22 protein-coding genes and 1 pseudogene are annotated in these 19,113 nt (G+C 59.4%); 22 read left to right on the forward strand and 1 reads right to left on the reverse strand.

Features of this window, described 5'->3' with window-relative positions; genetic code table 11:
- Positions 1-421 precede the first annotated feature (421 nt).
- From rluC to AC3WWR_RS15660, 3 genes are read left to right on the forward strand one after another with little or no spacing between them, the layout of a single operon-like run.
- Positions 422-1,384: a 23S rRNA pseudouridine(955/2504/2580) synthase RluC gene (gene rluC, locus AC3WWR_RS15650; protein ID WP_033041019.1), complete on the forward strand. Its 963-nt coding sequence runs from the start codon at positions 422-424 to the stop codon at positions 1,382-1,384.
- Positions 1,371-2,033, forward strand: a complete 663-nt coding sequence (locus tag AC3WWR_RS15655) for an HAD-IA family hydrolase (RefSeq protein WP_492598861.1) — start codon at positions 1,371-1,373, stop codon at positions 2,031-2,033. The genes rluC and AC3WWR_RS15655 overlap by 14 nt, the downstream gene beginning before the upstream one ends.
- 24 nt (positions 2,034-2,057) lie before the next feature.
- Positions 2,058-3,047: a S49 family peptidase gene (locus tag AC3WWR_RS15660; RefSeq protein WP_020799932.1), complete on the forward strand. Its 990-nt coding sequence runs from the start codon at positions 2,058-2,060 to the stop codon at positions 3,045-3,047.
- An 86-nt stretch (positions 3,048-3,133) separates the two neighbouring features.
- Here the strand turns inward: AC3WWR_RS15660 and AC3WWR_RS15665 are convergent, their stop codons facing one another.
- Positions 3,134-3,712, reverse strand: a complete 579-nt coding sequence (locus tag AC3WWR_RS15665) for a Maf family protein (protein WP_033043589.1) — start codon at positions 3,710-3,712, stop codon at positions 3,134-3,136.
- 105 nt (positions 3,713-3,817) lie between these two features.
- On the opposite strand from AC3WWR_RS15665, the gene AC3WWR_RS15670 reads away from it, so the two are divergent.
- From AC3WWR_RS15670 to AC3WWR_RS15760, 19 genes and pseudogenes are all read left to right on the forward strand, one after another.
- Entirely contained in the window at positions 3,818-4,345 is a 528-nt protein-coding gene (locus AC3WWR_RS15670; RefSeq protein WP_008066540.1) for a YceD family protein, read from the forward strand.
- 13 nt (positions 4,346-4,358) lie between these two features.
- Positions 4,359-4,541 (forward strand): 50S ribosomal protein L32, encoded by a 183-nt coding sequence (gene rpmF, locus AC3WWR_RS15675; RefSeq protein WP_003179396.1) that lies wholly within the window; start codon positions 4,359-4,361, stop codon positions 4,539-4,541.
- A gap of 4 nt (positions 4,542-4,545) precedes the next feature.
- Positions 4,546-5,556: a phosphate acyltransferase PlsX gene (plsX, locus tag AC3WWR_RS15680; protein WP_020799934.1), complete on the forward strand. Its 1,011-nt coding sequence runs from the start codon at positions 4,546-4,548 to the stop codon at positions 5,554-5,556.
- Positions 5,557-5,682: 126 nt separating this feature from the next.
- On the forward strand, positions 5,683-6,621 hold the full coding sequence (fabD, locus tag AC3WWR_RS15685; RefSeq protein WP_033043587.1) for an ACP S-malonyltransferase: 939 nt from the start codon (positions 5,683-5,685) through the stop codon (positions 6,619-6,621).
- Positions 6,622-6,637: 16 nt separating this feature from the next.
- On the forward strand, positions 6,638-7,381 hold the full coding sequence (gene fabG, locus AC3WWR_RS15690; protein WP_020799936.1) for a 3-oxoacyl-ACP reductase FabG: 744 nt from the start codon (positions 6,638-6,640) through the stop codon (positions 7,379-7,381).
- A 191-nt stretch (positions 7,382-7,572) separates the two neighbouring features.
- A complete protein-coding gene (gene acpP / locus AC3WWR_RS15695; RefSeq protein WP_003175607.1) occupies positions 7,573-7,809 on the forward strand; it encodes an acyl carrier protein in 237 nt (78 codons plus the stop codon).
- 110 nt (positions 7,810-7,919) lie between these two features.
- The gene (gene fabF / locus AC3WWR_RS15700) at positions 7,920-9,164 is read left to right on the forward strand and encodes a beta-ketoacyl-ACP synthase II (RefSeq protein WP_033043585.1); all 1,245 of its coding nucleotides are present in this window, start codon (positions 7,920-7,922) and stop codon (positions 9,162-9,164) included.
- Positions 9,164-9,979 carry an aminodeoxychorismate lyase gene (pabC, locus tag AC3WWR_RS15705; RefSeq protein ID WP_020799938.1) on the forward strand — a complete coding sequence of 272 codons (816 nt, stop codon included), beginning with the start codon at positions 9,164-9,166 and terminating at the stop codon, positions 9,977-9,979. The genes fabF and pabC overlap by 1 nt, the downstream gene beginning before the upstream one ends.
- A gap of 3 nt (positions 9,980-9,982) precedes the next feature.
- Positions 9,983-11,272 (forward strand): endolytic transglycosylase MltG, encoded by a 1,290-nt coding sequence (gene mltG, locus AC3WWR_RS15710; RefSeq protein ID WP_492598862.1) that lies wholly within the window; start codon positions 9,983-9,985, stop codon positions 11,270-11,272.
- A gap of 19 nt (positions 11,273-11,291) precedes the next feature.
- The gene (gene tmk, locus AC3WWR_RS15715) at positions 11,292-11,924 is read left to right on the forward strand and encodes a dTMP kinase (protein ID WP_020799940.1); all 633 of its coding nucleotides are present in this window, start codon (positions 11,292-11,294) and stop codon (positions 11,922-11,924) included.
- Positions 11,917-12,903 (forward strand): DNA polymerase III subunit delta', encoded by a 987-nt coding sequence (locus tag AC3WWR_RS15720; RefSeq protein ID WP_020799941.1) that lies wholly within the window; start codon positions 11,917-11,919, stop codon positions 12,901-12,903. The genes tmk and AC3WWR_RS15720 overlap by 8 nt, the downstream gene beginning before the upstream one ends.
- Positions 12,904-12,939: 36 nt before the next feature.
- Positions 12,940-13,023, forward strand: a pseudogene (locus AC3WWR_RS15725) (PilZ domain-containing protein); the annotation flags it as partial.
- 13 nt (positions 13,024-13,036) lie between these two features.
- A complete protein-coding gene (locus tag AC3WWR_RS15730) occupies positions 13,037-13,822 on the forward strand; it encodes a TatD family hydrolase (protein WP_020799942.1) in 786 nt (261 codons plus the stop codon).
- Positions 13,823-14,164: 342 nt separating this feature from the next.
- Positions 14,165-14,803, forward strand: a complete 639-nt coding sequence (locus AC3WWR_RS15735) for a TetR/AcrR family transcriptional regulator (protein WP_007945721.1) — start codon at positions 14,165-14,167, stop codon at positions 14,801-14,803.
- Positions 14,804-14,941: 138 nt separating this feature from the next.
- A complete protein-coding gene (locus AC3WWR_RS15740; RefSeq protein ID WP_020799943.1) occupies positions 14,942-15,910 on the forward strand; it encodes a GTP 3',8-cyclase MoaA in 969 nt (322 codons plus the stop codon).
- Positions 15,911-16,065: 155 nt separating this feature from the next.
- Positions 16,066-16,674: a DUF4823 domain-containing protein gene (locus tag AC3WWR_RS15745; protein ID WP_168758794.1), complete on the forward strand. Its 609-nt coding sequence runs from the start codon at positions 16,066-16,068 to the stop codon at positions 16,672-16,674.
- Positions 16,675-16,690: 16 nt separating this feature from the next.
- On the forward strand, positions 16,691-17,251 hold the full coding sequence (locus AC3WWR_RS15750; RefSeq protein WP_033043579.1) for a DUF1285 domain-containing protein: 561 nt from the start codon (positions 16,691-16,693) through the stop codon (positions 17,249-17,251).
- Positions 17,252-17,361: 110 nt separating this feature from the next.
- The gene (locus AC3WWR_RS15755) at positions 17,362-18,078 is read left to right on the forward strand and encodes a FadR/GntR family transcriptional regulator (protein ID WP_083349644.1); all 717 of its coding nucleotides are present in this window, start codon (positions 17,362-17,364) and stop codon (positions 18,076-18,078) included.
- A gap of 100 nt (positions 18,079-18,178) precedes the next feature.
- Positions 18,179-19,054, forward strand: coding sequence for an SMP-30/gluconolactonase/LRE family protein (locus AC3WWR_RS15760; protein WP_020799947.1), 876 nt, complete (start codon positions 18,179-18,181; stop codon positions 19,052-19,054).
- Positions 19,055-19,113 lie beyond the last annotated feature (59 nt).

The raw sequence follows: 19,113 nt of genomic DNA on the forward strand, positions 1-19,113 counted from the left end.
TGATAATTCGGGTGCTGCCGCGCGCAGAATCCGCAGCGGGTTGGCATTTACCGTGAGCTCCGAAAGGGGAGGTCACGCATCATGGCTAATTTAGGCGTTGTTTCCGAAGCGTTTCGCTCGGGGTCATCCGCAGCTGACTGCACTTTGTGAACTGGCCATGAATATTGGCTCGAAAAGCGAGTGGAAACTCTGCTTTGCGGTTTGATTCAGGCCTCATGTCACCTGCGCTTGTTACAGTTGCAAACTCCACCGTTACGTAGCGAAAACCCCGTAGGACGGCCTCGCGTCCTGGTGAATTGCGTTGGTCAGGGCCGGTTTTTGACCGTTGGTCCGCTGGCCAGGCCGCTTTTGGCGGCGTTCGCGACTATAGCAGCAATGATTAAGTGCTTCAATTCCATAAAAAATTGTTATCATCCGCGCCATGACGACGACTACCCCCCCGACTCCAGGCGTACAACTGCTTGAGGTCTCGCCGGAATATGCCGGCCAACGTATTGATAACTTCCTTCTCGCTCGGCTCAAAGGCGTGCCCAAGACCTTGATTTACCGCATTTTGCGTAAAGGCGAAGTGCGAGTGAACAAGGGTCGGATCAAGCCCGAATACAAGCTGCAGGCGGGCGATATCGTGCGCGTGCCGCCGGTTCGCGTGCCTGAGCGCGACGAGCCGGTGCCGCTGGCCCAGGGGCTGTTGCAGCGCCTGGAAGCCTCGATTGTCTTTGAAGACAAGGCCCTGATCGTGATCAACAAGCCTGCCGGCATTGCGGTTCACGGTGGTAGCGGCCTGACGTTCGGGGTGATCGAAGCCTTCCGTCAGCTGCGCCCCGATTGCAAGGAGCTTGAGCTGGTTCACCGTCTCGACCGTGATACGTCCGGCCTGTTGATGATCGCCAAGAAGCGCAGCATGTTGCGCCACCTGCACACCGCATTGCGCGGTGATGGCGTCGACAAGCGCTACATGGCGCTGGTGCGCGGTAACTGGGCGAGCTCGATCAAGCAGGTTCGTGCGGCGTTGGGCAAGAGCAACCTGCGCTCCGGCGAACGCATGGTCGAGGTCGACGAAGAGGAGGGCAAGGAGTCCGTGACCGTGTTCAAGGTCCTGCGCCGCTTCGGTGACTTTGCCACCCTGATCGAAGCCAAGCCGATCACTGGCCGGACTCACCAGATTCGTGTGCACACCTTGCACGCCGGGCATTGCATCGCTGGCGACAGCAAGTATGGTGACGAAGGTTTCAGCAAGGAAATTCGCGATCTGGGCGGTAAGCGCCTGTTCCTGCATGCCTACATGCTGACTGTGCCGTTGCCGGATGGTGGCGAATTGAAATTGCAGGCGCCTGTCGACGAAATGTGGGCTAAAACCGTGGAGCGCCTGAGTGCACCCATCTGATTACAAGGTGCTGATTTTCGATTGGGACGGCACGCTGGCCGATTCCATTGGTCGGATTGTCGAGGCGATGCACGTGGCGTCGCAGCGGTCTGGGTTCGAGCAGTGCGATGATCTTGCGGTCAAGGGCATCATCGGCCTGGGTCTGCCGGAGGCGATTCGTACCCTGTATCCGGAAATCGGCGATGCCGAACTTGTAGCGTTTCGTCAGCACTACGCCGATCACTACATCGCCTCGGAAGCGGTACCTTCGCCCTTGTTCGAGGGCGTGGTCGAGTCGCTCGAGGCGTTTCGTGCCGAGGGTTATCACCTGGCCGTGGCCACGGGCAAGGCCCGTCGCGGGCTGGATCGGGTGCTGAAGTCTCACGGTTGGGAAAATTACTTCGATATCACCCGGGCTGCCGACGAGACAGCCAGCAAGCCCCATCCGCTGATGCTTGAGCAGATACTGGCGCATTGTGATGTGCGTGCGGATCAGGCCCTGATGGTTGGCGACTCGTCCTTCGATCTGCAGATGGCGCGCAATGCCGGCATGGATTCGGTGGCGGTCAGCTACGGCGCGCAATCGATTGAAGCGCTGAAGCTGTTCGAGCCACGACTGGCTATCGATCGTTTTTCACAATTGCACGCCTGGCTGGGTCAGCGGGCCTAATACGTTATTGCTGGGGTAAATGGCATGGCCGACGAATGGAAAGCGCCCGCCAAGGCGAGCGCAGAGAGCGGTGACGAAAAAAGCTGGAAGCTGTTGGAGAAGACCCTGCTGGCCGGTGTGCAGGAGCAGCGTCGCTCCCGGCGTTGGGGGATTTTCTTCAAGTTGTTGACCTTCGTGTACCTGTTTGTCGCGTTGGCGCTGTTTACGCCTCTGATGGATATCGAGAAGGCTGCAACCCGCAGTGGTAACTACACCGCGTTGATCGAGATCGACGGCATGATCGCCGACAAGGAGCCGGCCAGTGCCGACAACATCGTCGGTAGCCTGCGAGCCGCCTTCGAAGACGACAAGGTCAAGGGTGTCATCCTGCGCATCAATAGCCCGGGCGGCAGTCCGGTGCAGTCAGGCTATGTCTATGACGAGATTCGCCGACTGCGTGGACTGCATCCGGATACCAAGCTTTACGCGGTGATTTCCGACCTGGGTGCTTCCGGCGCGTATTACATTGCCAGTGCGGCGGACCAAATCTATGCCGACAAGGCGAGCCTGGTGGGCTCCATCGGGGTAACGGCGGCCGGCTACGGGTTTGTCGGCACCATGGAGAAGCTGGGAGTGGAGCGTCGCACCTACACTTCGGGCGAGCACAAATCCTTCCTCGACCCGTTCCAGCCGCAGAAGCCTGAAGAAACGGCGTTCTGGCAGGGTGTGCTCGATACCACCCACAAACAGTTCATCAGCAGCGTCAAGCAGGGTCGTGGCGATCGCCTGAAGGACAAGGAGCATCCGGAGCTGTTCTCCGGGCTGGTCTGGTCGGGTGAGCAGGCGCTGCCGCTGGGCTTGATCGACGGCCTGGGTAATGCCAGTTATGTCGCGCGGGATGTGATCGGCGAAAAAGAGCTGGTGGACTTCACCGTTCAGGAATCGCCGTTCGATCGCTTCTCGAAAAAGCTCGGCGCCAGCGTGGCTGAGCACTTGGCAATGTGGATGGGGTTTAACGGTCCGTCGTTGCGTTAAGTTTTTTAAAGTCAAAAGATCGCAGCCTGCGGCAGCTCCTACACCGATCACCTGTAGGAGCTGCCGCAGGCTGCGATCTTTTGCTTTTAGGGGATTTGCACGCCTTCGGTTAGAAGCATATCGACAAGGCGAATCAGCGGCAGGCCGACCAGGCTGGTAGCGTCGGGGCCCTCGGTGCGCTGAAACAGGCTTACCCCCAAGCCTTCGGCCTTGAAACTGCCAGCACAGTCGTAGGGTTGTTCGGCGCGCAGGTAGCGTTCGATGCGTTCACTGTCGAGTGTGCGCATGTGCACCGTGAAGGGTACGCAGTCGACCTGGCAATGGCCGGTCTGGCTATTCAGCAGGGCGAGCCCGGTCAGGAACGTCACGCTGGCGCCGCTTGCAGCCAGCAGTTGCTCGCGGGCCTTTTCGAAAGTGTGGGGCTTGCCGACGATTCGCTCGCCAAGCACCGCGACCTGGTCTGAGCCGATAATCAGATGAGCGGTATGGCTGGCGGCCAGTGCGCGTGCTTTCTCTTCGGCGAGGCGTTTGACCAGCTCGACGGCGGATTCACCGAGGCGATGGCTTTCATCGATGTCCGGCGAGCTGCAGCTGAATGGCAGCTGCAAGCGGGCCAGCAAATCCCGGCGATAAACCGAGCTTGAAGCGAGTAATAAAGGCAGCATGCGCAACTCCAAATGGCAGGCATGAATTCTATCGGGGCTTCCAAGTGACGGACAGGGCTGAATTTCCTTTGACATGGGCGGGTGCATCCCTATAATGCTGCGCCTATGTTGAATGACCCGATTCCACCTCACGTTGACCCGCGCAAATTGGCTGATCGTGGCACCACCCTCCAAGGTGAAATGCTGCTGGCCGATTTGAAGAGACTCTGCGACCCGCTTTCCGACAATGTCGGTACGGTGCAGGCTAAATTCGTTTTTGAACGAGATGAACGTAAATCTGTGGTCATCCACAGCTTTATCGACACTGAAGTCAAAATGGTTTGCCAGCGTTGTCTTGAGCTGGTCACCCTGCCGATCCATAGCGAATGCAGTTACGCTGTGGTGAAGGAGGGTGCGAATACCCAGTCGTTGCCGAAAGGTTATGACGTGCTGGAACTGGGCGAAGATCCATTGGATCTGCAGTCACTGATCGAGGAGGAGCTTCTGCTCGCCTTGCCCATTGTGCCTGCTCATCATCCGGAAGAATGCCAGCAGCCGGCGGGAGCAGATGAGCCCGAACCGAGCGAGGACGAGGTAACGCGGTCCAACCCGTTCAGTGTATTGGCGCAGTTAAAGCGTGACCCAAACGTTTAGGAGTTAATCAATTATGGCTGTTCAGCAGAACAAAAAATCCCGCTCTGCCCGTGACATGCGCCGTTCGCACGACGCTCTCGAGGCTAGCACCCTGTCTGTAGAAAAAACCACCGGTGAAGTTCACCTGCGTCACCACGTATCGCCAGAAGGCGTATACCGTGGCCGTAAAGTGATCGACAAGGGCGCTGACGAGTAATCACTTGTCCGCTCAAGTCATCGCGATTGACGCAATGGGCGGGGACTTCGGTCCCCGCAGCATTGTCCAGGCCAGTCTTGCTTGCCTGTCTGCTACGCCCTCGCTGTACCTGACCCTCGTCGGTCAACCCTCCCTCCTTGAAGAATTGATCGCTGGCCAATCGGTTGTGGATCGCGCGCGCCTGTCGATTACTCCGGCGTCCGAAGTCATTACCATGGACGAAAAACCTGCCCAGGCCCTGCGCGGCAAGCCCGACTCGTCGATGCGCGTGGCGCTTGAGTTGCTGCGCGATGGCAAGGTCCAGGCTTGTGTCAGTGCCGGTAATACCGGGGCGCTGATGGCGCTGTCGCGCTTTGTGCTCAAGACCTTGCCGGGCATTGATCGGCCGGCCATGGTAGCGGCGATCCCGACGCAGAAAGGTTATTGCCAGTTGCTCGACCTGGGCGCCAATGTCGATTGCAGCGCCGAGCATCTGTTGCAGTTTGCAGTGATGGGCTCGGTTGCGGCCGAGACCCTGGGTATCGTGCGTCCGCGCGTCGCATTGCTGAACATCGGCACCGAGGACATCAAGGGCAATCAGCAGGTCAAGCTGGCTGCAACCTTGCTGCAAAGTGCCCGTGGCATCAACTACATCGGTTTTGTCGAGGGCGACGGGTTGTACCGTGGCGAAGCGGATGTGGTGGTCTGCGACGGTTTTGTCGGCAACATCCTGCTCAAGTCCAGCGAGGGGTTGGCCACCATGATTGCCGGGCGCATCGAGGCGTTGTTCAAGAAAAACCTGCCGTCACGCATGGTGGGAGCCTTGGCCCTGCCCCTGATGAAGCGTTTGCAAGCTGACCTGGCGCCGGCGCGACATAACGGCGCGAGCTTTCTTGGTTTGCAGGGCATCGTGGTCAAGAGCCACGGTTCTGCGGGGGTGCAGGGGTTTCAGAGTGCAATTTCCCGTGCCTTGATCGAGATCCAGGAAAACCTGCCGGAGCGCATCCACGGTCGTCTGGAGGATTTGTTGCTTTAGGCGTTTTCGTCGGACAATGCTTAAATGTGACCGCTTGGTTCAAATGGCCATCCAACTCTCAGTTTCTTGCGTCCCCCTGAGCGGGACGTCAATTCTCCGACGACAAGATCATTAGGGGCTTGTTACATGTCTGCTTCCCTCGCATTCGTCTTTCCGGGACAGGGTTCGCAGTCCCTCGGCATGCTGGCCGAGTTGGGCGCGCAACACCCGGTCGTCCTCGACACGTTCAAAGAAGCTTCCGATGCCCTGGGTTACGACCTGTGGGCGCTGACCCAGCAAGGGCCGGAAGAACAACTCAACCAGACCGATAAGACCCAGCCGGCAATTTTGACCGCTTCGATCGCCCTGTGGCGTCTGTGGTTGGCTGAAGGCGGCGCGCGCCCGGCGTATGTGGCTGGTCACAGCCTGGGCGAATACAGTGCCTTGGTGGCTGCTGGCAGCCTGAGCCTGGCTGATGCAGTGAAACTCGTCGAGCGCCGTGGCCAGCTGATGCAGGAAGCTGTTCCGGCGGGGCAGGGTGGCATGGCTGCCATCCTCGGCCTGGAAGACGCTGACGTATTGGCTGCCTGTGCCGAAGCGGCACAAGGCGAAGTGGTCAGCGCGGTCAACTTCAACTCCCCGGGGCAAGTGGTCATTGCCGGCGCCAAGGCCGCGGTGGAACGTGCCATTGAGGGCTGCAAGGCACGTGGCGCCAAGCGCGCCATGCCGTTGCCGGTCAGCGTGCCGTCGCATTGTGAACTGATGCGTCCGGCGGCCGAGCGTTTCGCCGAATCGATCGCCGCGATCGATTGGCAGGCTCCGCAGATCCCGGTGGTACAGAATGTCAGCGCCCAGGTGCCGGCGGATCTGGAAACCCTCAAGCGTGATCTGCTCGAGCAATTGTACAAGCCAGTACGCTGGGTAGAATCCGTACAGACCCTGGCCGCCAAGGGCGCGACCAATCTAGTGGAATGCGGCCCGGGCAAAGTACTGGCCGGTCTGAACAAGCGCTGCGCCGAAGGCGTATCGACTTCCAATCTCAATACCCCAGACGCTTTCGCTGCCGCCCGTGCAGCGCTGGCCTGAATCAGGAGAAGCTTGCATGAGTCTGCAAGGTAAAGTTGCACTGGTCACCGGCGCGAGCCGCGGCATCGGCCAGGCTATCGCCCTGGAATTGGGTCGTCAGGGCGCCATCGTTGTGGGCACCGCGACCTCCGCTTCTGGTGCCGAGCGCATTGCCGCCACTTTGAAGGAAAACGGCATTCAGGGCACTGGCCTTGAGCTCAATGTCACCAGCGACGAGTCCGTGGCGGCTGTCCTGGCGACCATTCAGGCGCAGTTCGGTGCCCCGGCGATCCTGGTCAATAATGCCGGCATCACCCGCGATAACCTGATGATGCGCATGAAAGACGACGAGTGGCATGACGTGGTCGATACCAACCTGAACAGTCTGTTCCGCCTGTCCAAGGGCGTTTTGCGCGGTATGACCAAGGCCCGTTGGGGACGAATTATCAGTATTGGCTCGGTTGTGGGTGCCATGGGCAACGCAGGCCAAGTAAACTACGCTGCCGCCAAGGCCGGCCTGGAAGGTTTCAGCCGCTCTCTGGCGCGTGAAGTCGGTTCGCGTTCGATTACGGTAAACTCGGTAACCCCTGGGTTCATCGATACCGATATGACCCGCGAACTGCCCGAGGCACAGCGTGAAGCCTTGCAGACGCAGATTCCGCTGGGTCGTCTGGGGCAAGCTCAAGAGATCGCGTCCGTGGTCGCTTTTCTTGCGTCGGACGGTGCGGCTTACGTTACTGGGGCTACAATCCCGGTGAACGGCGGGATGTACATGAGTTAAATGTGACGGATCGTTTCAAAAAAATGTCATACGAGCTGTCTAAAATCCGTTATAAAGCTGCAATCTATTTATAGGCAGTGGGTCACCGGGTTTGAGGAGTGAAGCTTTCAGTTGAAAAGCTGAAAAGTCTTTCTATACACTTACCCACTGGCCAGCTGCCTGAATTTGTCCATTAGGAGTGAAAACAAGGTATGAGCACCATCGAAGAGCGCGTCAAGAAAATCGTTGCCGAGCAACTGGGCGTTAAAGAAGAAGAAGTGGTCAACACTGCTTCCTTCGTTGAAGACCTGGGTGCTGACTCCCTTGACACCGTTGAGCTGGTGATGGCTCTGGAAGAGGAATTCGAGACCGAAATCCCTGACGAAGAAGCTGAGAAGATCACTACCGTACAAGCTGCAATCGACTACGTAACTAGCCACCAGGCGTAATAGTTTGTAATCGTTGCTCGCTGTCATGGAAAAACCGCACTGCCATCATGGCGTGCGGTTTTTTCTTTAGGCCTGATGCAAAGTCGTCATTTGAAAAAAAGGAGAGTGCTGTGTCGCGTAGACGCGTCGTAGTCACCGGTATGGGTATGTTGTCGCCACTGGGCACGGATGTGCCGAGCAGCTGGCAGGGCATTCTGGCTGGCCGCAGTGGCATTGGTCTGATCGAACACACCGACCTTTCTGCCTATTCCACCCGTTTTGGCGGCTCGGTAAAGGACTTCAAAGTCGAGGATTACCTGTCGGTCAAGGAAGCTCGCAAGCTCGACCTGTTCATTCAGTACGGTCTGGCCGCAGGTTTTCAAGCAGTGCGCAATGCCGGTCTGGAAGTGACCGACGCCAATCGCGAGCGCATCGGCGTGGCCATGGGTTCGGGTATCGGTGGACTGACCAACATCGAAGAAACCAGTCGTACCTTGCATGAGACCGGCCCGCGACGGATTTCCCCGTTCTTCGTGCCTGGCTCGATCATCAATATGATTTCCGGCTTCCTGTCCATCCACCTGGGCGCACAGGGGCCTAACTATGCCATCGCCACGGCGTGTACCACCGGTACGCACTGCATCGGCATGGCTGCTCGCAACATCATGTACGACGAAGCCGACGTGATGATCGCCGGCGGTGCCGAGATGGCAGCCTGCGGACTGGGCATGGGTGGTTTCGGCGCTTCACGCGCGCTATCGACCCGCAACGACGAGCCGACCCGCGCCAGCCGCCCATGGGACAAGGGCCGTGATGGCTTCGTATTGTCCAATGGCGCCGGTGCGCTGGTGCTGGAAGAGCTGGAACACGCCAAGGCCCGTGGCGCTACCATCTATGCCGAACTGATCGGTTTCGGTACCAGTGGCGATGCCTACCACATGACTTCGCCGCCAGCCGATGGCGCGGGGGCTGCACGTTGCATCACCAATGCGCTGCGTGATGCCAGGATCAATGGCGATCAAGTGCAGTACATCAACGCCCACGGCACCTCGACGCCGGCTGGCGACCTCGCTGAAGTCAATGCGATCAAGTCGGTGTTTGGCGAGCACGCCTACAAGTTGGCCGTCAGCTCGACCAAGTCGATGACCGGTCACTTGCTGGGTGCGGCGGGCGCGGTCGAGGCCATCTTCAGCGTGCTGGCGATCAACAGCCAGGTGGCGCCACCGACCATCAACCTCGATGAGCCGGACGAAGGCTGCGACCTCGACTTCGTGCCGCACACCGCGCGCAACATGGATATCGATGTGGTCGTGTCCAACTCCTTCGGTTTTGGCGGCACCAACGGCTCGCTGGTGTTTCGCCGGTTTGCAGGCTGATGGACAGCTGGGTCGACGGTCAGCCGGCTGACGCATTGTCGCTGAAGGATCGCGGCCTGGCCTACGGCGACGGTCTGTTCGAGACCATCGCCGTGCATGATGGCTTTCCGGTCCTGCTGGATCGTCATCTGGTGCGGCTGGCCAAGGGGTGCCGGCGGTTGGCAATCAATCTGGATCATGCTGCCGTGGTTTCGGAGGTGTTGACCTATGCCGAGCAACTGAACGACGGCGTACTCAAACTGATCATTACCCGCGGCGACAGCCTGCGCGGTTATGCTTTCGATCCTTCGGCCCAGGCCCGTCGTATCCTGACGGGTAACCCTCCTGCGGTTTACCCGCAGGCTCATGCGGAGCAAGGCATTCGCCTGTTCCCGTGTACCACGCGACTTTCCTTTCAACCCCTTCTTGCAGGTCTCAAGCACTTGAACCGTCTTGAGCAGGTGATGGCGCGTGCCGAATGGCAGGACACCGAACATGCTGAAGGCTTGATGCTCGATCAAGCCGGTCGCGTGATCGAGGGCGTGTTCAGTAACGTGTTCCTGGTGCATGACGGCGTGTTGATCACCGCAGATTTGAGCAGCTGCGGCGTAGAAGGTGTGATGCGTGCCGAATTATTGTCTCAGGCGGAATCTTTAGGTATCCCCCTGCAAATCACCGATATCACGCTTGAGCAGCTGCAAGGCGCTGACGAAGTTTTTGTCTGCAACAGCGTGTATGGCGTTTGGCCGGTGCGCGCCTATGCCGCACTGAGCTGGCCGGTTGGGCCGCTCACCCGTAAACTCCAAACCATTGCCCGCGCGCTACTGGATGCTTGATACGTGAGACGTAAATTCTTGCTGCTGCTGGAAACCGGACTGGTTCTGGCGGGGCTGATGTTAGGTGCTTCTGCCTGGAAAATTCATTCGGCGCTGGTACAGCCGCTGAATATCAAACAGGAAGAATTGCTGGAGGTGCCCAAGGGCACTACCCCGAACCGCACTTTCCTGCGAATGGAAGCCGACGGCGTCATCAAGGACGCGTTCTGGCTGCGCGTCTACTGGCGCTTCAATTTGCCCAAGCAGCCGTTGCACAGCGGCGAGTACCGCATGACGCCCGGCATGACCGTCGAAGGTCTGATCGATCTGTGGAAGCGCGGGGAAATGGTGCAATACAGCCTGACCCTGGTCGAAGGCTGGAATTTCCATCAGGTCCGTGCGGCCCTGGCCAAGGAAGAAAAGCTCGAGCAAACCTTGAAAGGCCTGAGCGACAGCCAGGTCATGGACAAGCTCGGCCATAGCGGGATTTTTCCCGAGGGACGATTCTTTCCCGACACTTATCGCTTCGTGCGTGGCATGACCGACGCCGAATTGCTCAAAACCGCTTACCAGCGCCTCGACGACGTACTGGCCAAGGAGTGGAGTCAGCGTGCCGCCGACCTGCCTTACTCCGGTCCCTATCAAGCCCTGATCATGGCCTCGCTGGTGGAGAAGGAAACCGGCGTGCCACAGGAGCGCGGGCAAATTGCCGGCGTGTTCGTGCGTCGGATGGAGATCGGCATGCTGTTGCAAACGGACCCAACGGTGATCTATGGCCTGGGTGACCGTTACAACGGCAAGCTGACTCGCGCCCATCTCAAGGAAGCGACCCCCTACAACACCTATATGATTTCCGGCTTGCCGCCGACACCGATTGCCATGGTCGGCCGCGAAGCCATCCACGCGGCACTCAATCCGGTGGAAGGCACCAGCCTCTACTTTGTCACTCGCGGCGACGGCAGCCATGTGTTCTCCGATGATCTGGACGCGCACAATAATGCCGTGCGAGAGTTCCAGCTCAAGCGTCGCGCCGATTATCGCTCCAGTCCGGCACCGGTGGGCTCGCCCGAAACGCCGGATTCCGAGGCGTCGCCAACCGATGCACCGCCAATGGAGGTGCCGCAAACCGAAACGACGCAGCCCGAGGCTTCCGAAGCCCAGCCCCCTGTCCCGGCGGCTTCGCCCGACTCAGCGCCAGACTCAGCGCCCGAGGCTGCACCTGCGGTGCCCGCGCAAGATCCCGTGCCTGAACCTGCTGCAACGCCGGAACCGCAATCCGAACCGAACACAACACCACCGCAAAGCCCGCAATGAATCTGACTAAGGACTGCCTGTGACTGGCTTGTTTATTACGCTGGAAGGCCCGGAAGGCGCCGGCAAGAGCACCAATCGCGAATACCTGGCCGAACGCCTGCGCGCTGCCGGTATCGAGGTGCTGCTGACCCGCGAACCGGGCGGCACGCCGCTGGCCGAACGCATTCGCGAAGTGCTGTTGGCGCCGGTCGATGAGGTCATGAACCCGGACACTGAACTGTTGCTGGTGTTCGCGGCGCGCGCCCAGCACTTGGCCGAAGTCATACGCCCGGCGCTGGCCCGCGGTGCCGTAGTGTTATGTGATCGCTTCACCGATTCGACCTACGCCTACCAGGGCGGTGGCCGCGGCTTGTCGCTGGAACGTATTGCGACGCTGGAAACCTTTGTCCAAGGCGATCTGCGCCCTGACCTGACGTTGATTTTCGACCTGCCGGTGGAAGTGGGGCTGGCGCGCGCCAGTGCCCGTGGACGTCTGGATCGCTTTGAGCTGGAGGGCCGGGCCTTTTTCGATGCCGTGCGCAGTGCCTTCCTCAAGCGCGCAGCAGCGGAGCCTGCGCGGTACGTGCTGATCGACGCCGCACAACCGTTGGCACAGGTCCAGCAATCCCTGGATGCCCTGCTGCCACGCCTGTTGGAGCTGAGCCGTGGCTGAAGCCTATCCATGGCAAGACAGCCTCTGGCAGCAACTGGCGGGTCGTGCGCAACACGCCCATGCTTATTTGCTGCATGGCCCGGCCGGAATCGGCAAGCGGGCCCTGGCCGAACGCTTGATGGCCAGTTTGCTGTGCCAGCGTCCGACCCCGCAGGGCGCTTGTGGCGAATGCAAGTCGTGCCTGTTGCTCAAGGCCGGCAGTCATCCCGACAACTACATCCTGGAGCCGGAAGAAGCCGACAAGGCAATCAAGGTCGACCAGGTGCGCGACCTGGTCAGTTTCGTGGTGCAGACCGCGCAACTGGGTGGGCGTAAAGTAGTGTTGATCGAACCGGTCGAGTCGATGAACATCAACGCCGCCAACGCCTTGCTCAAAAGCCTGGAAGAACCGTCTGGCGACACGGTATTACTATTGGTCAGCCACCAGCCCAGTCGGCTGTTGCCGACCATCAAGAGTCGCTGTGTGCAGCAAGCCTGTCCGCTGCCGGGCGAGGCCATGAGTCTGGACTGGCTGGCCACGGCCTTGCCGGACTGTTCGCCGCAAGAGCGCATCGAGTTGCTGACGCTGGCAGCCGGTTCGCCTCTGGCCGCCGTGAACCTGAGCGCCCAGGGCGTGCGCGAGCAGCGCGCGCAAGTGGTCGATGGGGTGAAGAAGTTGCTCAAGCAGCAACAATCGCCGACACAGTTGGCCGAAGGCTGGAATGCGATTCCGTTGTTGCTGCTGTTCGACTGGTTCTGTGATTGGTCGAGCCTGATCCTGCGCTATCAGCTGACCCAGGATGAAGAAGGGTTGGGGCTGACGGACATGCGCAAGGTGATCCAGTACCTGGCGCAAAAAACCGCTCAGGACAAAGTCCTGAATATCCAGGACTGGATTCTCGCCCAGCGCCAGAAGGTATTGAGTAAAGCCAACCTCAACCGGGTGTTGTTGCTGGAGGCGCTGCTGGTGCAATGGGCGACGCTGCCTGCCCAGAGGTGACCGCCTGCGCCTGGAGTCTGCGCATCAGCCGTCATTGAAGGCGATAATACTGCATGCAGTCGAATCGAAACCTACCTGGCCGGACCACTGAAATCCGACCGTCCCACTCATACGATGTAAGTTGCAGCCCTTTATGCTCGTAGATTCCCATTGTCACCTTGATCGCCTCGACCTTGCCGCCCATGACGGCTCGTTGGATGCCGCCCTGGATGCGGCCCGCCAGCGTGGGGTAGGGCACTTCCTGTGTATCGGCGTCAGCGCTGACAACGCGGCCGATGTCAAAGCCCTGGCCGAGCGCTATGACGATGTCGATTGTTCAGTCGGCGTGCATCCGCTGGATGTGCAGCCGGGGGCGGCGCCTGCCTTGGACTGGCTGTTGCACGAGCTCAACCATCCGCGCGTGGTGGCGATCGGTGAAACAGGTCTGGATTATCACTACGAGCCGGAAGCGGCGGAGTTGCAGCAGCAATCTTTCCGATTGCACCTGCAAGCAGCGCAGCAGACCGGCAAGCCGGTGATCATCCACACTCGAGGCGCACGCGCCGATACCTTGAACCTGCTGCATGAGGCGGCGCTGCCCCAGGCAGGCGTGCTGCACTGCTTCACCGAGGACTGGGACATGGCGAAAGCCGCCCTGGACATGGGTTACTACATTTCCCTGTCCGGGATTGTCACATTCCGCAACGCCGACGCGTTGCGCGATGTGGCAAGCAAGGTGCCGGCCGATCGTTTGCTGGTGGAAACCGACTCACCGTACCTGGCGCCGATCCCTTACCGTGGCAAGCCGAACCTGCCGCAGTACGTGCGCGAAGTAGCGGAATTTCTGGCAATGTTGCGGGGTGAGCCCTACGAGCGATTTGCCGAGCAGACCACTGAGAACTTCAAGCGGTTGTTTCCGTTGGCGCATGTAAAAGGCTAAATCGCAGGCAAAAAAAACCCGGGTTCTGGGGGGTGAATCCGGGTTAAGACCATTAGGAGTAAAACAATGGCACGCGGTCCGTTGGTACCAATATCGGCGTGACACTTGGGGGAGATGCCCCGCCGACAGTTCAAGTATTGATCAGTATTTCGCACCGTCCAGTTTGTAGGCCGTGGTTTTTAAACATATTTGGAATACGGGCGCTTCAGAAGAGTTCTCATCAACAGACGATGTTGCGAGAAATCATCAAGAAACACAGATATGGTCGGATGATCCGTGCATTTTTGCGCAATTTAGGCATAATACGCGGCTTCGAATTTTGACCCCTACAGACCTTTTCTTATGCATAAAGAACCTCGTAAGGTCCGTGAGTTTCGTCGCCGCGAGCAAGAAATTCTCGATACCGCGCTCAAGCTGTTCCTCGACCAGGGTGAAGACAGTGTCACCGTCGAGATGATTGCTGATGCTGTCGGTATCGGCAAAGGCACGATCTACAAGCACTTCAAGTCCAAGGCCGAAATCTATCTGCGCCTGATGCTCGACTATGAGCGCGATTTGAACGAGCTGTTGCATTCGGCCGATGTCGACAAGGACAAGGAGGCCCTGTCCCGCGCCTATTTCGAATTCCGCATGCGCGACCCGCAGCGGTACCGGTTGTTTGACCGCCTGGAAGAAAAGGTCGTCAAGGGCAACCAGGTGCCGGAGATGGTCGAGGAGCTGCACAAGATCCGCGCCTCGAACTTCGAACGCTTGACCTTGCTTATCAAGGGCCGGATCAGCGAAGGCAAGCTTGAAGACGTGCCACCTTATTTCCATTACTGCGCGTCCTGGGCGCTGGTGCACGGAGCCGTGGCGCTCTACCACTCGCCGTTCTGGAGCAATGTGCTGGAAGACCAGGAAGGCTTCTTCCAGTTCCTGATGGACATCGGCGTGCGCATGGGCAACAAGCGCAAGCGGGACAGCGATACCCCGAGCAGCTGAGCCATTCAGCCACCTTATTGCTCGTTATTTCGCTACATGGCGCAGCAGCGCAGGAATATACTCAGGCAGAGGGCTTGCTAAAACTTGATTTGTGAGTCAAGTTTTAGCAAGCCCGAATATTCTTGCGCCGGAGTGATCATGATCGTTGACCGACAAGGCAGGCGTTTTCGCAATTTGCGAGTCAGCCTGACCTCAGCCTGCAATTACGCTTGTACCTACTGCGTGCCCAACGGCAAGCGGCTGGTGGCTGCGCAGGATGAATTGTCGGCCGAAGCCATGGCGCGTGGCGTCGCGTACCTGATCGAAGCGGCGGGTATCGAGCGCTTGCGCATCACCGGTGGCGAACCGCTGGTCAGTCCGAAACTCGAAGCCTTCATGGCGGCCGTCGGCCAGATGGGGCTGCAGGACATCAGCCTGACCACCAACGGCCAGCTACTGGCGAAGAAGCTGCCGATCCTGGTGGATGCCGGCATTCGACGCATCAACGTTTCCCTCGATACCCTCGACGCTTCTGCGTTTCGCGGCATTGCCCGTGGCGGTGATCTGGCGACGGTGCTTGATGGCATGGACCAGGCCCGTGCAGCGGGCATGAAGGTCAAGGTCAACATGGTGCCGCTGCGCGGCCAGAACCTCGATCAGGTGATGCCGCTGCTCGATTACTGCCTGGAACGCGGTTATGAACTGCGCTTCATCGAGTTGATGCGCATGGGCCACCTGGCCAGCGACTCCAATGCCTTCCTGCAGCAGTTTGTCAGCCTGCAACAGCTGCTGGGCCTGATCGGCGAGCGCTATGAATATCTCCAGGCCGATGCGCCTGTCGATGCCACCGCTGTGCGTTATGAAATTCCGGGGCTGGGGCATTTCGGCGTGATCGCCAATGAAAGCGTGCCGTTCTGCCGCACCTGCTCGCGGTTGCGCCTGTCGTCCACGGGCTGGCTGCATGGCTGTTTGTCGTCAAGCAATCGCCACTATGTTGGCGATCTGCTGGACAAGCCGCGTCATCAGGCGCTTCCGGCGTTACAGCGGTTGTTGGTCAAGGCGTTGGGCGACAAGCAGGAAGTGGCGTTTTCCGGTGGTGCGACCGTCATGAAGATTATCGGCGGCTGAGTCGGCCTCTTCGCGAGCAGGTATGGCGCCAACCCTTGTGGGAACGAGCCTGCTCGCGAATGCGATTTATCAAGCGGCGACGCACTTGAGCTGGCGCAAAAGCTGCATCCTACGGCCATTCGCCGGTTTTCCGTCACCGGCCCCTGGAGGATAGGATGCGTAGCCTGGTTTTGCTGCTGGCCATTATGGCGCTCGGTGGCTGCATGAATGTCAGCGACATGGCCGAAGGGACTCGCTACCACATGAGTGACGCCGGCCTGCTGGACCACAGCGACAGCCGCCGGGTGAATAACCTGCGTATCCAGCCAGACTCGTTCGTCTACATTGCCCAGGGCGCCTTTATGCCGCCGGGCAGCGCCGTCTACCCGCGCCCCAATGTGATCGCCGAAGTCGCCTTCGATGGTTTCGTCGAGTATTTCCCGATGGTCCGCCGCGCCCGCACACCGCAAGGCCTTGACCAGGCCATGGGCGAAGCCCGTGCCGTCGGTGCCCACTACCTGCTCTATACCCGTTTCGCCAAGTCCGATGACCGCATTGGCAACTCGGATGAATGGCTGGATCAGGAGGCCGTGGATCGCCTTGGTATCGATACCGGCGTGATTCAGATCATGTTGATCGAGACCAGCACCCAGTATTTGATTGATACTGCACGTATCAACAGTCGTGGCGGTCTACTGACATTCCATGACGAAAAACCCGAAGACCTGATGGGCCCGCCGCTGCAGCAGTACGCGCGTAGCCTGTTGGGGCTCAGCGACCAGTAATTTCAAGGAGAGCACCATGAGTGGCCCGCAAAAAGCCAATGACCTGCTGGGGCAAATCCCCAAGACCCAAGGCTTGCCACCGGTCCACTTGTGGAACCCCGATTTTTGCGGCGACATCGACATGCGCATCGCCCGCGACGGCACCTGGTATTACCTGGGCACGCCGATCGGACGCAAGCCGATGGTCAAGCTGTTCTCCACCATCATTCGCCGCGACGGTGATGATTACTTCCTCATCACTCCGGTCGAGAAGGTCGGGATCAAGGTCGACGATGCGCCTTTCGTGGCGATTGCGGTGGACGTGGACGGCGAGGGCGAGGCGCAGGTGTTGCGCTTCACCACCAATGTCGACGAAACCACCGAGGCCGGTCCCGAGCACCCGATTCGCGTGGTGATCGATCCAGCCACTCAAGAGCCGGCGCCTTACGTGCATGTGCGCACCAATCTCGAAGCGCTGATCCATCGCAATGTGTTCTACCAACTGGTAGAGCTGGCGGTGACGCGGGAGATCGACGGGCAGCGATGGCTAGGCGTGTGGAGCGGTGGAGAGTTCTTCCCCATCGGCCTTGAGCCCTGACACTTCCCCCACAATGATTTCGATTTCGGCAGTTCCTCACAAAATCAAATTGACAGCCAATCATATGATGATTAGCGTGGACACCCATCACAAACGGTTTTGAGGTGTCCATGTCCAGCAGTTTTCACGCCTCGACGGTCGATTGGCTGGGCTGCTGGATCGCTGCCCGGCACGTCAAGCCGGGGGAGACGCTCAAGGTCGAAGCTGACCTCGGCGAACAACTGGGTGTCAGTCGCACCGTTATCCGCGAAGCCATCAAGACCCTGGTTGCCAAGGGCATGCTCGAAGTCGGGCCGAAAGTCGGTACGCGGGTGTTGCCGGTACGGCGCTGGAACCTCTTCGATCCACAGGTCGTAGGTTGGCTGTCACGCAGCGGCTTGCCGGAAAACTTCGTCGATGACTTGCTCGACTTGCGCCGCACCATCGAACCGATGGCCGTGCGCTGGGCTTGCGAGCGTGCGACCGCCGAACAGCTCGATGCCATTTTACGAGCCTACAACGCATTGGCGCGAGCGGTGGACAGCGGAGTCGATTACAACCGCGCCGACCAGCTCTTCCACGAGTGCATTCTCGCTGCCAGCCACAATCAATTCATCGAGCAAATGGTCCCGGCCCTGGGCGCGCTGTTGGCAGTGTGTTTCGAAGTGTCCGCCGCCAACCCCGACGAGCTGCGCCGCACCTTGCCCATTCATAAAGACATGGCCGACGCCATCGCCGCCCGGGACACCGCGCGGGGTGTGTGGGCCTGCATGACCCTGATCGATAACGCCGACCTGGCGATCAAGCGCTATTACCCGCAGGTCATGGCCGGAAAAAAAGCCGGCTGACAACCTGTAGAAGCTGGCTTGCTGGCGATGCGGCTCTTGAAGGACGCTATCGCCAGCCAGCCGGCTCCTACCGAAAAACAATAAAAAAGCAGGAGGTTTCATGACGTTGACTGCGGTTACCGAGCACCGGGCGCAACTCGGCGAAGGTCCGTTCTGGGATGCGCCGACCCAGGCGCTGTACTGGGTGGACATTGCCGGCAAACAGGCGCTGCGGTTGATCGGCGCCAACGTGCAGATCTGGCAGATGCCGGAGCATGTGTCGGCGTTCATCCCCTGTGCGAGCGGTGATGCGCTGGTGACCTTGAGCAGCGGCGTGTATCGGCTTGACCTTGATTCCCCGGGGTTGGAACCGCGACTGAGCTTGTTTTGCGTCGCGGATCCGCAGCCTGGTAACCGCGCGAACGAAGCCCGCTGCGATGCCCAGGGCAGGCTGTGGCTTGGCACCATGCAGAACAACATCGGCGAGCAGGGCGAAGACCTGCCCGTCGAACGGCGTTGCGGTTGCCTGTTCCGAATCGATAGCGATGCGCGGGTCACGCCACTGCTGCGTGGACTGGGTATCCCCAATACATTGTTGTGGAGCGACGACGCCACTACCGTCTATTTCGGTGACAGTCTCGACGGCACGTTGTGCAGATACTTTATTCGTGCCGATGGCCATCTTGACCCGGCACAGGCCTGGTTCGGTCCTCATCCACTCGGCGGCCCGGACGGCTCGGCAATGGACGCCGAGGGTTTTGTCTGGAATGCCCGATGGGACGGCAGTTGCCTGCTCAGGCTGACACCTGACGGGCAGGTCGATCGGGTAATCGAACTGCCCGTCAGCCGTCCGACCAGTTGCGTATTTGGCGATGCGGACTTGAAAACCCTGTACATCACCAGCGCCGCGAGCCCCCTTGGGCATCCGCTGGATGGGGCAGTGCTGGCGATTCGCGTCGACGTTGCAGGAAAGTCCTGTAGCCGATTTTCAGGTTAAATCCCTAAATATGGGATGCGAATATATATATTGAGATTTCCTGCGCGTCGGGTTTATAG

It is taken from the genome of Pseudomonas sp. EB271-G4-1 (assembly GCF_058791355.1).

Bases quoted from the DNA above. Each gene is read 5' to 3' on its own strand.
- rluC (WP_033041019.1), top strand. From the start codon at position 422: ATGACGACGACTACCCCCCCGACTCCAGGCGTACAACTGCTTGAGGTC.
- AC3WWR_RS15660 (WP_020799932.1), top strand. From the start codon at position 2,058: ATGGCCGACGAATGGAAAGCGCCCGCCAAGGCGAGCGCAGAGAGCGGT.
- AC3WWR_RS15665 (WP_033043589.1), bottom strand. From the start codon at position 3,712: ATGCTGCCTTTATTACTCGCTTCAAGCTCGGTTTATCGCCGGGATTTG.
- AC3WWR_RS15670 (WP_008066540.1), top strand. From the start codon at position 3,818: ATGTTGAATGACCCGATTCCACCTCACGTTGACCCGCGCAAATTGGCT.
- rpmF (WP_003179396.1), top strand. From the start codon at position 4,359: ATGGCTGTTCAGCAGAACAAAAAATCCCGCTCTGCCCGTGACATGCGC.
- fabD (WP_033043587.1), top strand. From the start codon at position 5,683: ATGTCTGCTTCCCTCGCATTCGTCTTTCCGGGACAGGGTTCGCAGTCC.
- fabG (WP_020799936.1), top strand. From the start codon at position 6,638: ATGAGTCTGCAAGGTAAAGTTGCACTGGTCACCGGCGCGAGCCGCGGC.
- acpP (WP_003175607.1), top strand. From the start codon at position 7,573: ATGAGCACCATCGAAGAGCGCGTCAAGAAAATCGTTGCCGAGCAACTG.
- pabC (WP_020799938.1), top strand. From the start codon at position 9,164: ATGGACAGCTGGGTCGACGGTCAGCCGGCTGACGCATTGTCGCTGAAG.
- AC3WWR_RS15730 (WP_020799942.1), top strand. From the start codon at position 13,037: ATGCTCGTAGATTCCCATTGTCACCTTGATCGCCTCGACCTTGCCGCC.
- AC3WWR_RS15735 (WP_007945721.1), top strand. From the start codon at position 14,165: ATGCATAAAGAACCTCGTAAGGTCCGTGAGTTTCGTCGCCGCGAGCAA.
- AC3WWR_RS15740 (WP_020799943.1), top strand. From the start codon at position 14,942: ATGATCGTTGACCGACAAGGCAGGCGTTTTCGCAATTTGCGAGTCAGC.
- AC3WWR_RS15745 (WP_168758794.1), top strand. From the start codon at position 16,066: ATGCGTAGCCTGGTTTTGCTGCTGGCCATTATGGCGCTCGGTGGCTGC.
- AC3WWR_RS15750 (WP_033043579.1), top strand. From the start codon at position 16,691: ATGAGTGGCCCGCAAAAAGCCAATGACCTGCTGGGGCAAATCCCCAAG.
- AC3WWR_RS15755 (WP_083349644.1), top strand. From the start codon at position 17,362: ATGTCCAGCAGTTTTCACGCCTCGACGGTCGATTGGCTGGGCTGCTGG.
- AC3WWR_RS15760 (WP_020799947.1), top strand. From the start codon at position 18,179: ATGACGTTGACTGCGGTTACCGAGCACCGGGCGCAACTCGGCGAAGGT.